This is a genomic window from Brevibacillus sp. NSP2.1, from assembly GCF_000470975.2.
GTDB classification, from domain to species: domain Bacteria; phylum Bacillota; class Bacilli; order Brevibacillales; family Brevibacillaceae; genus Brevibacillus; species Brevibacillus agri.
Genome location: NZ_CP048274.1, coordinates 1,833,404 through 1,846,975, shown reverse-complemented (window position 1 = coordinate 1,846,975; position 13,572 = coordinate 1,833,404). Strand labels below are relative to the sequence as shown.

19 protein-coding genes and 2 tRNA genes are annotated in these 13,572 nt (G+C 51.6%); 12 read left to right on the top strand and 9 right to left on the bottom strand.

What is annotated here, in order from left to right:
• The 4 genes from M655_RS09160 to M655_RS09145 all read left to right on the top strand — a co-directional run bounded on the left by M655_RS09160 (window position 1) and on the right by M655_RS09145 (window position 3,061).
• Window positions 1–726: a DUF5131 family protein gene (locus M655_RS09160; RefSeq protein ID WP_026557488.1), complete on the top strand. Its 726-nt coding sequence runs from the start codon at window positions 1–3 to the stop codon at window positions 724–726.
• 64 nt (window positions 727–790) lie between these two features.
• The gene (locus M655_RS09155; protein WP_035422765.1) at window positions 791–1,414 is read left to right on the top strand and encodes an ImmA/IrrE family metallo-endopeptidase; all 624 of its coding nucleotides are present in this window, start codon (window positions 791–793) and stop codon (window positions 1,412–1,414) included.
• A complete protein-coding gene (locus tag M655_RS09150; RefSeq protein WP_035422766.1) occupies window positions 1,411–1,773 on the top strand; it encodes a hypothetical protein in 363 nt (120 codons plus the stop codon). The genes M655_RS09155 and M655_RS09150 overlap by 4 nt, the downstream gene beginning before the upstream one ends.
• 136 nt (window positions 1,774–1,909) lie before the next feature.
• Window positions 1,910–3,061, top strand: coding sequence for a site-specific integrase (locus M655_RS09145; protein WP_026557489.1), 1,152 nt, complete (start codon window positions 1,910–1,912; stop codon window positions 3,059–3,061).
• A gap of 97 nt (window positions 3,062–3,158) precedes the next feature.
• Here M655_RS09145 and M655_RS09140 read toward each other — a convergent pair.
• From M655_RS09140 to M655_RS09120, 5 genes are all read right to left on the bottom strand, one after another.
• Window positions 3,159–3,234: transfer RNA gene (locus tag M655_RS09140), tRNA-Val, on the bottom strand.
• 44 nt (window positions 3,235–3,278) lie between these two features.
• Window positions 3,279–3,355, bottom strand: a tRNA-Ile gene (locus tag M655_RS09135).
• A gap of 394 nt (window positions 3,356–3,749) precedes the next feature.
• The gene (locus M655_RS09130) at window positions 3,750–4,004 is read right to left on the bottom strand and encodes a hypothetical protein (protein ID WP_152344101.1); all 255 of its coding nucleotides are present in this window, start codon (window positions 4,002–4,004) and stop codon (window positions 3,750–3,752) included.
• Between the two features lie 210 nt (window positions 4,005–4,214).
• Window positions 4,215–4,355: a hypothetical protein gene (locus tag M655_RS09125; protein ID WP_155808619.1), complete on the bottom strand. Its 141-nt coding sequence runs from the start codon at window positions 4,353–4,355 to the stop codon at window positions 4,215–4,217.
• An 18-nt stretch (window positions 4,356–4,373) separates the two neighbouring features.
• On the bottom strand, window positions 4,374–4,964 hold the full coding sequence (locus M655_RS09120) for a phosphatidylglycerophosphatase A family protein (RefSeq protein WP_005828254.1): 591 nt from the start codon (window positions 4,962–4,964) through the stop codon (window positions 4,374–4,376).
• Window positions 4,965–5,210: 246 nt separating this feature from the next.
• Here M655_RS09120 and M655_RS09115 point away from each other — a divergent pair, with 246 nt between their 5' ends.
• Window positions 5,211–5,915 carry an alpha/beta hydrolase gene (locus M655_RS09115; protein WP_005828252.1) on the top strand — a complete coding sequence of 235 codons (705 nt, stop codon included), beginning with the start codon at window positions 5,211–5,213 and terminating at the stop codon, window positions 5,913–5,915.
• Window positions 5,916–5,917: 2 nt separating this feature from the next.
• On the opposite strand, the gene M655_RS09110 is transcribed toward M655_RS09115, so the two are convergent.
• Complete coding sequence (locus M655_RS09110; RefSeq protein ID WP_005828250.1) at window positions 5,918–6,076, bottom strand: hypothetical protein; 159 nt, start codon at window positions 6,074–6,076, stop codon at window positions 5,918–5,920.
• Window positions 6,077–6,225: 149 nt separating this feature from the next.
• Between M655_RS09110 and M655_RS09105 the strand changes: the two genes are divergently transcribed.
• The 5 genes from M655_RS09105 (at window position 6,226) to M655_RS09085 (ending at window position 8,546) form a co-directional block, all read left to right on the top strand.
• Window positions 6,226–6,735 carry a YjcG family protein gene (locus M655_RS09105; RefSeq protein ID WP_005828248.1) on the top strand — a complete coding sequence of 170 codons (510 nt, stop codon included), beginning with the start codon at window positions 6,226–6,228 and terminating at the stop codon, window positions 6,733–6,735.
• A gap of 81 nt (window positions 6,736–6,816) precedes the next feature.
• Window positions 6,817–7,269, top strand: a complete 453-nt coding sequence (locus tag M655_RS09100; protein ID WP_007784544.1) for a GNAT family N-acetyltransferase — start codon at window positions 6,817–6,819, stop codon at window positions 7,267–7,269.
• Window positions 7,270–7,447: 178 nt separating this feature from the next.
• The gene (locus M655_RS09095) at window positions 7,448–7,966 is read left to right on the top strand and encodes a TetR/AcrR family transcriptional regulator (protein WP_026557490.1); all 519 of its coding nucleotides are present in this window, start codon (window positions 7,448–7,450) and stop codon (window positions 7,964–7,966) included.
• A gap of 158 nt (window positions 7,967–8,124) precedes the next feature.
• Window positions 8,125–8,292 (top strand): hypothetical protein, encoded by a 168-nt coding sequence (locus tag M655_RS09090; protein WP_242507476.1) that lies wholly within the window; start codon window positions 8,125–8,127, stop codon window positions 8,290–8,292.
• On the top strand, window positions 8,256–8,546 hold the full coding sequence (locus tag M655_RS09085) for a DUF3995 domain-containing protein (RefSeq protein ID WP_286085990.1): 291 nt from the start codon (window positions 8,256–8,258) through the stop codon (window positions 8,544–8,546). The genes M655_RS09090 and M655_RS09085 overlap by 37 nt, the downstream gene beginning before the upstream one ends.
• Window positions 8,547–8,885: 339 nt before the next feature.
• Here the strand turns inward: M655_RS09085 and M655_RS09080 are convergent, their stop codons facing one another.
• Window positions 8,886–9,731: a PHP domain-containing protein gene (locus M655_RS09080; protein WP_026557491.1), complete on the bottom strand. Its 846-nt coding sequence runs from the start codon at window positions 9,729–9,731 to the stop codon at window positions 8,886–8,888.
• A 109-nt stretch (window positions 9,732–9,840) separates the two neighbouring features.
• Here M655_RS09080 and M655_RS09075 point away from each other — a divergent pair, with 109 nt between their 5' ends.
• Entirely contained in the window at window positions 9,841–10,200 is a 360-nt protein-coding gene (locus M655_RS09075) for a YugN family protein (protein WP_005828236.1), read from the top strand.
• On the opposite strand, the gene M655_RS09070 is transcribed toward M655_RS09075, so the two are convergent.
• Window positions 10,170–11,114, bottom strand: coding sequence for an MBL fold metallo-hydrolase (locus tag M655_RS09070; RefSeq protein ID WP_005828234.1), 945 nt, complete (start codon window positions 11,112–11,114; stop codon window positions 10,170–10,172). The two genes, M655_RS09075 and M655_RS09070, sit on opposite strands and share 31 nt — an antisense overlap.
• A complete protein-coding gene (locus M655_RS09065; RefSeq protein ID WP_005828232.1) occupies window positions 11,111–11,890 on the bottom strand; it encodes a YitT family protein in 780 nt (259 codons plus the stop codon). Before M655_RS09065 ends, M655_RS09070 begins: the two co-directional genes overlap by 4 nt.
• Before the next feature lie 244 nt (window positions 11,891–12,134).
• Here M655_RS09065 and M655_RS09060 point away from each other — a divergent pair, with 244 nt between their 5' ends.
• Window positions 12,135–13,505, top strand: coding sequence for a hemolysin family protein (locus M655_RS09060; RefSeq protein WP_005828230.1), 1,371 nt, complete (start codon window positions 12,135–12,137; stop codon window positions 13,503–13,505).
• The last annotated feature ends 67 nt before the right edge of the window (window positions 13,506–13,572 follow it).

Here is a 13,572-nt window from a genome sequence, read left to right as displayed (position 1 = left end):
ATGGCCACCAACTCAACAATTGAGTGGACAGAGGCAACATGGAATCCCGTAACTGGATGCACTAAAATTTCCGAAGGTTGCCGTCACTGCTACGCCGCAGCTATGGCAAAAAGATTAGTCGCTATGAATAATCCTCGTTATAAGAACGGGTTTAACGTGACGTTACACCATGATCTGATAGAGCTGCCTCTTAAATGGAAAAAGCCTAAACGGATCTTTGTAAACTCAATGTCTGACCTGTTCCATAAGGATGTGCCTGATGATTTTATCCTTCAGGTATTTGAAACAATGGAAAAGGCATCTTGGCATACGTTCCAGATACTTACGAAAAGATCTGATCGTCTTGCTGAACTGGCTCCTCACCTCCCTTGGCCTAAAAATGTTTGGCAAGGCGTAAGTGTGGAAAACGAAAGCGTATCATTCCGTATCGAGGACTTAAGAAAAGTTCCGTCGCATGTTCGTTTTTTATCACTAGAACCTCTTCTGGGTCCGTTAGATCATCTTGACCTGACAGACATTCATTGGGTTATCGTGGGCGGTGAATCCGGTGCAGGAGCTCGGCCAATGCAAGAAGAATGGGTAAGAAGTATAAGAAACCAATGTGACGAGCAAAAAGTTGCTTTCTTCTTTAAGCAATGGGGCGGGGTTCAAAAACACAGAACCGGACGTTTGCTAGATAATAGGACATATGATGAATATCCAGACGAGATATTGATGGTTAGATAAGCCCATAAAGGGCTTTTCTATTGCACATCTTTTCGAACGTATGTTTGTATATATGGAGGTATTTATGTTCGAATTTTACCAAACCACCCCACTTGAGCAATGGATCCAAACTCGATACAAGTCAATTGGAATCCAATCTCCTGCCGACCTCGTTATGGACGTGATTGCGCATTCTTTTGGTATTGATCTGTTTTACTTACCAAACGCCAAAGAAGAAGCGATTTGGAATGACGACAATGCTGCAATTTTCCTTAATTCAAACAAATCAATCGAGGAAATTCGAGAAGTCTTTTTTCATGAATTATGCCATCCGCTACGCCATGCTGGTGATCAGTTGATGCTTCCACGGATCTTCCGTGAACTTCAGGAGACGCAGGCTAATCAATTCCAACTATACGCAGCTATGCCTTTTTTCATGGTTAAAGAGATTAAGCTTCCACCTTATAAGAATGAGGCAATTGGCTTCCTAGCCCAGCAGTTTGGGGTCACTACCCGTCTTGCCAAACGCCGACTGGAACAAATTGAGCGACGAATCTATGAGGCTCGCCTCCACAAAGAATTTGTATCTGTTCTCCAAAGCCAATATAGCAAAGCAGATCCAGCCAACTGGTCAGATGAAACAAAAAAACTCTTCCGTTTAGCAATACAAAGAAAACTTCAAAAAGGCCAAGGAGTTGTCGTACGATGAAAATCACTGTTTATTATGACTTTCTGGAAGAAAAACTGGCTCCCATTTGGTACGTGGTGGGTTTCCGTAAGGGTGAGTTTGATTGGTCCAAAAACACCCTTTACATCCCTATAGAAGCTCCCTTTCAAAGACAAGGCGCGGAAGATTTTCACTCTGATAGATTGGGCCTTTCCGTTGCACTTGGGGACTTAACTCTGAACCATGAAAAGCCTGGTAAATTCGGTATACACCTGCCTTCATTACGACAAAGAGCCGCAGCTGCTAACGTCGACCATTGGGAAGTTGAACAATTGATCTTACAAGCTTGCAACATTGAGGAATTGCTGCAGATGAATGTTTTTAGTGAACGCATAGCGTAAGTTTACCAAACGCCCACTATGGGCTTTTCTTATAGCCACAAACCAGAACGTACATTCTTATAATTTTCACCATTCTCTTTCGCGGAGACAGGTATCTTTAGATGGATGGAAGTATGAGATGCAGGAGGGAAGTTATATGAAAGGTCACGTTAGAAAACGCGGAGCCAAGTGGTGTTTCGTGCTTGATCTTGGCAAAGATGAAACCACCGGTAAACGACAGCAAAAATGGTTCTCCGGCTTCGCAACTAAAAAGGAAGCTGAAAAGGCAATGGCTGAAAAGATAACGGAAATTAACCAGGGAACATTTATAGAGCCTTCTAAGGAAATGTTTGCCTCGTTTCTGACTAGCTGGTTGGAAAACAAAAAGATGAGTGTGCGCAGTTCTACCTTCCGCAACTATGAATGGCTCATCAACAATCACATTCTCCCACATCTTGGGAAGTATGAATTATCAAAACTGAATCCCATGCACATCGAGTCCTTTTATAGAAAGCTAAAAAAGGATGAGTCTGCTCTGTCGGACGAAGTAATATCAAAAATTCATACAATCATCAATGCTGTTCTGACTCGTGCCCACGAACGAGGCTTCGTTGCAAAGAACGTTGCAAAATTGGTGGATAAACCACGTTTCAGTAAAAAGAAAATGGAAGTATGGAATGAAAAGGAAGTATTGCAGTTTCTGGATGTTGCACGGGAAGATCGACTCTACATTGCCTTTTTCCTTGCAATTACAACCGGGATGAGACGCGGGGAAATTCTTGGCCTTCGGTGGAAAGATATTGACTTCGAAAATGGGGAAATATCGGTTCAGCAGACCCTTTCAAATAAAGGTGATGAATTACAGGAACCGAAAACAAAAAGCGCCCAAAGGTCAATTGCTTTGCCAGAGCAAACAGTAGCTGAACTAAAAAAACACAAAAGGAGAATTGCTCAGGAGAAATTGTTAGCTCGATCCGTGTACCAAGATAACGATTTGGTTGTTTGTACCTCTGTTGGGACAAAGGTATTACCACGGAACCTGATCCGCACTTATTACCGCTTGTTGAAAAAGGCTGACGTTCCAAAAATACGTTTTCATGATCTCAGGCATTCCCACGCTACCTTGTTGCTTAAAAAGGGAGTGCATCCTAAGATCGCCCAGGAGCGTCTCGGACATGCCAACATCCGAATAACATTGGACACCTATTCTCATGTTCTTCCCAACATGCAGAGTGAAGCAGCCAAGCAGTTTGGAGACTCACTTTTTAATAAGGATGATGACAACAAAAACGGCAAAAGCGCGCTTTAGTACGATAAAGGTTTGCAATTCGTTTGCAAACCGCACTTTTTTATGTAAAAAGCGCGGTCTCTCTTTTCGAGAAACCGCGCCGTTATAGGCTTTTTTATGGTGATCCGGACTGGGTTCGAACCAGCGACCCCCACCCTGTCAAGATGGTGCTCTCCCAACTGAGCTACCGGATCATGGGATATGTATGTGATCTTAAACATCTTATGTACTCGCTTAATGGTGGGCCCTGTAGGACTCGAACCTACGACCAATCGGTTATGAGCCGACCGCTCTGACCAACTGAGCTAAGGGCCCGAATCGCACCGGACGCCGATCACATTTATTACTATACAGCATCCTGAAATGGATTTCAAGAGGAAATGAATAATTTCTTGTAATTTTTTTCACTCTTACCAAAAGCACATGAAAAACCGCGTAAAATCAGCCTTTCAGCGTGCTCTTCTCCCCTAAAAATCAAGCTTGTACACACTCCTTCTCGAAAAAAAATCGCCGAGAACGAAAAAGTTTTTACGAAAGATATTTCCTTCTCTAGTGTCTCTCTGATGATGATGGTAGTTAGGGGGTTAGGTTTTCGGGGTTAGGTTTTCGGGGTTAGGTTTTCGGGGTTAGGTTTTCGGTTTTCGGTTTTCGGTTTTCGGGGTTCGGCCTTCGGGGTTCGGCTTTCATGTTAAGGTTTCGATTGAGTTTTTCATTGAGTTTTTTTGTTAAAGCCTTTGTTAAAGCCTTGTTGAAGCTTTTTGTTGAAGACTTTGTCAAAGCTTTCATCGCCCCCCACAACTCCTATCAGCAATGCACCAGAAAGAACAGGAACAAGTCCGAGTAAACGACGGATGAACGAATGAACAGTTAAACAGGCGAACAGACGAATAGAGCGCCGGATGACCACTCCCCGCCCCATCCACCCCAAAACAAAAAGCCATCCCCCCGCCGCTACTCTCCCCACACTCCCGGCCCCGCTCACTCAAACGGCGGGCGCCCCGAACATGGGAACAGCACCAACGAAAAAATGGCTCTCGCTCATCCATTGCAAACACCTTTTCCCCTGCGAAACGGAAAAGCCTCACAGGCGAAAATCCTAAGAGAAGAAAACCCTAACAAGAGAAAACCTTAACAGACAAAAAACTGCAATGAAAAAAACGCAAAAAACCTGTCATCAAAAATCCTGCAGAGCAAAAAACCCGCCAAAACCGCCACACCCAAACCACAAAGATAGATAGGTAACAATCCAGGCAAGTAAGTCTGGATGCAAGCCTGCAAGCCTGTAAACCTCCAAACCGCAGTTCAGCAGTTCCACAACTCCACAGCTCCCCTGCTACCCGGCCTGCTCCGTCCCTTCACCTTTATCCTCCACGCGCAGCTCGGCTTTCAGCGCTTCCGCCTCGGAGCGGGCCAGCTCGGCTTCCTGTTCATCGCGCATGCGGTGGGCCATTCGGCTGGAAGCGTTTGCCGCCACGCTTGCGATCAGGTCGTCGAGGAATGTGTGTACGCGGCCCTCGGCGGACTTGGTGTCCAGTCTTTTGATGACGCCGACTTTATGTTTGTCCAGATGTCCAAAGGTTGTGACGGCGATGCTGCCGTATCCGAAGACCGATCCCAAAGCCAACGTCTCGTCGCACCCAAACAGGCCTTCGTCTGTTGCGATGATCGACTGGAGCGGCTCGGACAAAAGGCCCTTTTCCGCCAACGTATCCAACTCAACGCCAACTAAGATGGCGTGCTGCATTTCCCTTTTTTCCAAGACGGCTTTCACACTCTCGATGCACGGCTCCATGGTCAGGCCGGGATGGTACGGAGACTGCATGAGATAGACGATCTCCGCGATGTCCTCCACCGTGACGCCACGTTCTGCCAGGCGATTGAGAGCAGCGTTTCTGACTTCGATGCTGTGTACTTGCTTCTTCATATAAGAGACAACCCCTTCCACAAATCGAGTGAAGTCGTTTCCTACCATAGTATCACACGGTGACAAAATTGCGACAATCTTTCGCCCAAAGAACATGCGGACAACCTTGCCGTCCGCTTGTCGAAAAGCTCTTTGCCCACGAACCAACTCTCGTCATGGTTCTCGCAGCACACGAAAGCATTGGGCAGCCCATGCGCTCTCCTGTATAATAATTTTTGCGTAAACATCCATAAGGAGGACTTCGCTGTGGCCCTTGAGGAAATCGTCTTGGACAGCCGGCATTTGGGAACGCCGGAAAAACTGATTGTCTACACCCCCAAACGCTATTCGCCGCTCTACTCCTACCCGGTCCTCTACGTGCAGGATGGCGACGATTATTTGGCCATGGGCCGAATGGCGACCTTGCTGGATCGGATGATCGAGGACAAAGAGCTGCCCGATCTCATTGCCGTTTTTCTTCCCGTCGAAAAAACAAAGCGTTTTGACCGCTACCATCCGGACGGCAAGGAGCATCTGGCTTACACCCGCTTTCTGGCTGATGAAGTCGTCAGCTTCGTGGATTCCCGTTACTCTACGCACCCACTCGGCAACGGGCGGACCTTGCTTGGGGAATCGCTCGGTGGCGTCGTTTCCCTGTTTACGGCGCTGGCTTATCCGCATACGTTTGGACAGGTGGCCTGCCAGTCGGGGGCCATGGACGAACGGCTGAACCGCCGTGTCGCGGAAGCTGAGCTGACGGTGCCGCAGACGTTTTATCTGGAAATCGGGACGGAAGAAACCGCTGTGAACTCTTCGCGCGGCGTCCTGAACCTGTATGCGGCCAATGAGGAGCTGCGAGCCATTTTGCAGACGAAAAAGGCCACCCTCTTCTACGAAACGTTCGAGGGTGACCATACGTGGGGCCACTGGCAGCAAAACCTCCCCCGTATGCTGCGTACGCTTTACGGGTAAACTTACCGTGGCTGTTCTTCCTGCGGGCCTTCATCCTTTAAGGGCGAAACGAGTGCTTCTTCGAACTCTCCTTTGCGAATCGCCGACAAAATGGTGAAGGTCAGCACTGACAACAGGAGCAGGACGAGAAAAATGAATGTTATCATCATGGCCGTGTACATGCAGTGCGGCACCTCCTTGCACTACACAGTGTGTCCCGACGCGGCCGGAATATACGGTTCGACGCATAACATTACACAAATGAAGAATTTTCTGTTAAAATAGTTTCTTGTAGAGCATGCATGATAGATAGCAAGGAGGAGTGGTTCTCATGATGTATAGTATCGTAATCTTTCCATCCAGCAAGGTGCAAGAAGTGGCCAACTCTTACCGGAAGCGTTATGACCCTGCATACGCATTGGTACCTCCATATATCCGTTTGAAAGAAGCCTTTGACCTTGAAGAAGCCAAGCTGCCAGAGCTGGTGAGCCATCTGGAGCAGGTTGCCTCCTCTACTGAAAGCTTTACTGCTCATTTCCATCGGGTTTCTACTTTCCATCCGACGACGAACGTCATTTATTTGGCTGTGCAAAACAAAGAGCCATTCCACGCCCTGCACGAAAAGATCGTGAACCAGTGTGTGTCGGAAAAAGAAACCTACGCGTACGTACCGCATCTGACCATCGGGCGCGACCTGTCCGACGATGAACTGCGTGATGTAACCGGACAATTGAGCATGGCCAAAATCGACCTGACGAGCGAAATTGACCGCTTCCACCTGATTTACCAACTGGAAGACGGCATCTGGAGCGTTTACCAGACCTTCCTCTTGAAAAAATAAAGCAAGATTGGCGTCCTCCCCGTGAGCTTGGCTTGCAGGGAGGGATCTTTTTACCGCAAAACAGAAAAGGACGTGTCCTCTATGAAGCAGCAATCTTATGTGATCCAAAAAGTAAACTCGGACCAGGAAATGCAGGATGCCCTCGCTGTGCGAAAAGCGGTGTTCATTGATGAGCAGGAGGTTCCCGCCGACCTGGAGATTGACGAGCATGACCAGCCAGCAAGCGGCACCGTTCATTTCGTCGCGTACAACGAGCAGCAACCAGTCGGGGCAAGCCGCTTGCGGCCGTATGAGCCTGGCGTGGGAAAAATCGAGCGCGTGGCGGTACTAAAAGACGAGCGCGGCACCGGACTGGGGCGCCAGATCATGATCGTCATGGAAGAAGCCGCCAAAGAGCTCGGCTTTGACAGCCTCAAGCTGAACGCCCAGACGCACGCGCAACGTTTCTATGAAAAGCTCGGCTACGAGCCGCACGGCGACGTTTTCGATGAAGCCGGCATCGAGCATATCGCGATGGTCAAAGCGTTGCGCTAACCGATTTCATCGCCAGACTGCAAAACTTGTTCGTCTCGCCCTCCGCCCTCCTTCACAATGGGAGCGGAGGGTTTGTTTGTATTTTTGGCTGGCGCGTCGCCTTTCGTCTTGACATGCCCTCGCTATCTGGAATAGGATGGAACCAAAACATACGCTACCGTATTTTCAGAGGTGAACGATGCAATACACACGCGAGGATTGGGTCCGGGCAGCGCTGGATACGCTTGGCGAGTCCGGCATCGAGGCTGTGCGCGTGGAAGCGATCGCGCGCAAGCTGCGAATTAGCAAAGGCAGCTTTTACCACCATTTTCAGGACCGCCGCGATTTGCTCGACGCCGTGATCGACTATTGGGAGGAGCACGCCACAGAGCGGATCATCGCGGCCCCCCAAGCGGACGACGCCACTTTGGAGCGGCTGTTGTCGTTTGTTTTTACGACAGAGCGCAAAGTCGAAGCGGCGATGTACGCGTGGGCCAAACAAAACCCGGACTTGGGCAAGCGGTTGGTCGGAATTGAAAAACGGAGAATCGGCTACGTCGCGGCCTTGCACGAAAAAAAGGGGCTGTCCTCCGCCGACGCATCTGCCCGTGCCCACCTGGCTTACCTCGTCTACATCGGCTGGCTGGTGCGCGGTGATCTGGATGAGCCTTTTGACATCTCCGGGCCTTTGCAGCATTTTTTGACGTGGGACTGTTGAAAGCTTCTTTGCTTGGAAAAGCTTCTCTGCTCGCGAAAAGCTCCCGCAAAAAGGAGTTTTTCACGGCCGAAACATACGATTGCGTATCTTTTTGTGTGAAAGAGGATAAAAGGGAAAGCCGACACCAAAACGGGGGCAACCCCAAGGAGGCGTTTTTCATGACCACTCTGTTTGTCCTGTCCGCCGCGTTTTTACTCGCTGCTGTATCGCTGCTGCACGTCTACTGGGCTGTTGGCGGAAGCTGGGGAGCCTTGTCGCCATTCCTGTATCCGCGGACAGTGCCCGCCCCTTGTTTCGCCCGGGAAAAGCGGGAACGCTCGCAGTAGCAGGCTTGCTGCTGTTCGTCGACTATTTGCTGCTTGCCAAAAGCGGCTACCTTGCGCCACTGATCGCGCCTGCCCTGATCCAATGGGGCTGCATCGCCTGCGCCGCCGTCTTTTTGCTGCGCGCCATGGGCGACTTTCGCTATGTGGGCTTTTTCAAGAAAGTGACGCACACTGCCTTCGCCCGCCAGGATACGCGGCTGTTTAGTCCGCTGTGCCTGTGGCTTGGGTTCGCGTTTGTGGCGGTTTTGCTCTAGGAGCAGCAGCAAACGGGGAGCTTCGCCTGCTGCTTTTTGCCCTGGGACTGGGATGGAAAAGCCGATCTGTCTGTACAAAAAGCCCCCTCTTCTGGGTTAGCCAAACTGGCTACAGACAGGGGGCTGACTTTTTTCTGATGAGACAAAAGGCTCCTGCGCTTTGGTTAGTCTTGCCGTCCAGCGATGGGGCATGGCGTTCTGTGCTTTGCACTGGCGAGCTATTGATTCAGGCTCGTTTCCCCTTTTCATTCCCGAGTGATTGAACACCGTGCCCTTTCACTTCCGGGCGAATGACTCGTTCGCCTTTCTCGCTCCCCAATCATTGTCCTGGGCCGCCCGTTACCCCCTCCGCTTCTGCGCTAACTCCCGCAACCGCTCCACGACCTCCACCGACGCCGTGTGCGAGCCGAGCATGGCGTGAAACGGCTCCTCGCCGCGCCAGCCGTGAAAATCCGAGCCGCCTGTCATGACGAGGCCGTGCTCGTCGGCCCATTTGCTGTAGCGCAGCTTTTGCAGCTCGTCGTTGTCCGGGTGGTTCACTTCGATTCCGTCCAGCCCGAATGCGATCAGTTCGCGCACAAGCTCGTCATCGTCGTACAGTCCCGGGTGCGCCAGCACGGCTACGCCGCCCGCCTCCTGAATCAGCGTGATTGCCTCCTGCGGCGTGATGCGCGGCGGGTTGACGTACGCCGCTCCCCCTTTTCCCAGGTATTTGTCGAACGCTTCTTCCATCGTAGCGACGACGCCAAGCTCGATCAGTTCCTCGGCGATGTGCGGACGGCCGATGTTTTTGTCCGTCCCCTGCTTGCGGCGGTAGACGTTTTCCAGCGTGATCGCAATGCCCAGCTCCTGCAGGCGGGCGATCAGCAGTTGGTTGCGTTGATGGCGCGTCTCGCGCAGGCTCACCAGCCGCTCCTGGAACGCCTGATCTTCGTAAGGCACAAAATAGCCGAGCACGTGAATGTCCTGGCCATTGCCGACCGAGCTTACCTCCACGCCCGGGATGATTTCCACGCCGAGCTTCGCTCCCGCCTCCATCGCTTCGGCTACGCCTGCCACCGTATCGTGGTCCGTAATCGCAAGAGCAGCCAGTCCGGCTTCTTTTGCCAGGCGCACGTTTTCCGCAGGCTCGCAGGTGCCGTCTGACGCCTTCGTATGAGTATGTAAGTCTGCTTGCTTGAGCATGTTGCTTCCACTCCTTCTTTTCGTTTTCTCTAAGTCTGAAATCCGCCCACCGCTCATAGGATGGTACCAAACCCGAATTTTCTCACAGGTTGAGCCGAGGAGGATGTCCATGCGGTTAAAAAACAAGACCCTGACCGGTGTCGTGCAGCCACTCTCCTATGTCGACAAAATGCTCAGACAGCAGGGGTTTCACCGATCAGGCGGGGACGGCATGCCCACGTATGATGTCGTCATGTACGATTCTGCCAGCAGCAGCACGTATTTCCTGCGCATTCCCACCAATTTCACCAACTCGTCAACAGGCAAAGGCGAGATGACTGTCAAGCTGGGTCATCCGTATCTGGAAGCGAAATTTTACATGAACACCTCGGAAGAAATTTTCTTCATACCGAAATCCGTTCGGGAAGCAGCCGAGCACAAACTGGCAGAGATTGCCGATTACCTGTCTTCTCCCTCCGCTCCATCCTGAACCGTGCTCCACAGCCATCTGTTCGCAGCAAACCGATACGCCACTCTCTTTTCTTTTGCCAGGCCGACGAGATAGCCCATGAAAGCCGTCCGGAACAGGGCGTAGCTTGTCGCGTTCTCGATGGAAATGTGCAAGCGTTCACACAGGAGGGCGAGAGCGTCTTCTACTCCGCGCTCCTCTCTTAAAATGTCTTCGATGACGGCGTAAATCCGTTCATGCCATTCCATATTTTTGTGCACCGCACCTTGAGAGGAGGTGGTGTACGCTCCATGACCGGGCAAATATCCTCTGCAATCGGTCGACAGGAGCTTGCGCAAACTGTTCATCGTCTCATGTGCATCTACGAGAAACGGCAGCTTGTGCTTTTCCAATACTTCTTCACCCAAATAACTGTCCGCGGCAAAGCAAATGTCCTCGCAGATCAGACCGACCTGCTGATAGCTGTGCCCCGGCAGAGAAAGGATCGTAAACGGCACACCGTCGATTTCCAGCATCCCTTCTAATGGAAGGAGGTGGTCCACCCGGGAAGCTTGCGCCAGCAAAAACTTGTTTTTCAGCTCCGCAAGCGGTTCTGCTCCCATGTTCAAGTAGATGGGTTCCAGAACCGGATAGCGGATGATCGCTTCTTCCAGCGGTGGCGCGAATACTTTGGCTTCGGGCCAGCATCCGAGCAGGTAGGCGTTTCCTCCGAAGTGATCGGCATGAGCGTGTGTTTGAATGATCGCGCACAAGGGCTGGGCAATCGCGTCCAGCCCTTTTTTGATTTTTTTGGCGGTTTGCGCCTCCAGTCCGGAATCGATCAGAATCGCTCCGCTGTTGCCGATAACCAGGCCGATGTTGACGTGACCGGGAAAATAGCCGACCCGCTCGGTTATCATTTGCGGTGTATAGGCAGACACGATGTTGTCCCTCATTTCATCCTTTTCCTATTTATTTTCTCCAAAATGTCTGCTTCCCCTGCCCTGTTTGCCGATCTCCCTGCCGCTTTTGCGCGAACAGGCTCGCTTGGGCCGCTTTTTCTTTGCGCAATCGGCGAAAGCGACAGGCCAGGCCCGCGCTTCTCGCGTGTGCCTGCCTGCCAAGTATGCAGCGGACCGATGATCGTATAGGGAGGCTGCTGCCGTCCAAGCCCGCTGAACATGTGCGTCGTCGCCGCTACCGCGATGATGGTCACAAGCGAAAACACCGTGCGCTCCAGCCCGATCGTATGCAGCGAACAGAGGACGATCAACCCGTCGATGGCGAGAATCAGCAGCGCCACAGACATGTTGAAGCGCCTGGCCAAAAATTGCGCCAGCAGGTCGGTCCCCCCTGTATTCGTGTCAAAAGCGAGCATCAGACCGACGCCCATTCCGATCAACACCCCGCCCGTCACCGCTGATGCGGACGTCGACCAACTGTTGAAGCCGCGCAAATCCGAGAGCACGTCGATAAAAAACGAAGAGATCAGCATTCCGTGAAAGCTGTGGAAAAACAGCCTGCGGTCATAAAAAAAGACGAGGACATAAACCGGGATACTGACACCCATCATCACCATTCCGGGCGGCCATTGCATGTAATACGTCGCAAGCAGCCCGATCCCGATCATTCCCCCATCCATGAGGCGGTGCGGCACCAAAAACAGGTTGACGCCAATGGCAACGAGCACACTTCCGACGATGATCGCCACACTTTTTTGCAGCCAGTACACGCGCCTCCCCTCCCCCGGACAACTGCTCGCTTATGTGTATGAAAAGACAGATTCGGGTATGTCCTGACAATGTGCAAAATGCGCCAGAGCAAATCGGAACGTTTTGACTCTTCGGTTGACCTATTGGTATACTTACCTGTAACAAGGAAGATACGAATATTTAGCCGTTTTTGTTCGTACATTTAAAATACACTTAGCGTAACGGAGGTGAATTCTCCGCCTTTCGCACCGCGGGAGGCTGGAGGTGCGCTTGGAGAGTCCGATAGGGGAGATTACGCTGAATCTGCTGCTCGTGGTGTTTTTGGTCCTTCTGAACGGCTTCTTCGTCGCAGCAGAATTCTCGTTGGTAAAAGTTCGCCAAACTCGTCTGGCCCAGCTCGTCAGTGAGGGCAACAACAAACGTGCCCACTACGCGCAAAAGGTCACCCGCGAGCTCGACGCCTATTTATCCGCCTGCCAGCTCGGCATCACGCTGGCATCGCTTGGACTAGGCTGGGTTGGTGAGCCTGCAATCGCCCATTACGTCGAACCCATGATGGCCTATTTTCAATTCCCGTCCTATATGGTGGGGCCCGTTTCGCTTGCCATCGCGTTTGCCATCATCACATTCATGCATATCGTGTTCGGGGAGCTTGCTCCCAAGTCGCTTGCCATCCAGAGAGCGGAAGCAACCTCGCTGTGGACGGCTGCTCCGCTCATGTTTTTCTACAAGCTGAGCTATCCGCTCATCTGGTTTTTAAACGGCGCGGCCAACCTGTTCATCCGGCGTCTGGGCATCGAGCCTGCCCGGGAAAACGATCCGGCCCATACAGAGGAAGAAATCCGGCTGCTCGTCAACCAGAGCCATAAGAGCGGGCATATCGACCAGACGGAAATGGCCCTCGTGGACAACGTGTTCGAGTTTTCCGAACGCCTTGCCCGGGAAATTATGATCCCGCGCATCGACATGATTTGCCTGTACGACGACAACACATTTGACGAAAATCTCCAAATTATCCGGCAATCCCGCCATTCGCGCTTCCCTGTCGCGCACGAAGACAAAGACAGGCTGATCGGCTTCGTTCACACGTCCGACTTTTTCCTGTCGGCGCTGACAACCGGGAAAGCCGAGCTGAAAGATTTTCTCCGTCCCCTGCTCACGGTGCCGGAATCGATGGAAATCAGTCACGTATTGCGGCTGATGCAAAAACGCCGCTCGCAAATTGCGATCGTCATTGACGAGTACGGCGGTACGGCGGGTATTTTGACGATGGAGGACATTCTGGAAGAAATTGTCGGCGACATCCAGGACGAATTTGATGAGAACGAGCGCCCGGAAATCGAAGAAAGCGCAAGCAATGCCCTCTCCGTTTCCGGCAAAACGCTTTTGGCCGAGCTGAACGATTTTTTGACCATCGAGATCGTCTCCGATGAGGTCGACACGATCGCCGGTTGGCTCTACAGCCAGTTAAACGAGGAAGTGACGCTCGGAAAAGCCGTCATGTACCAGGGCTATCTGTTCACCATCAGCGAGCTGGAAAACCATCGCATCACCCGTGTAGCGATCACCCATCTGGATGAGGAAGATTCAGCCGCCCTTCCCGACGATACGATTTTACTGCACGCCCAATCGTAAAGAACGACTTTTTTGGCACGTGTCCCCTGCCGCCAGGGGGCACTTCTTGTTTCCACGGTCCGCGTAC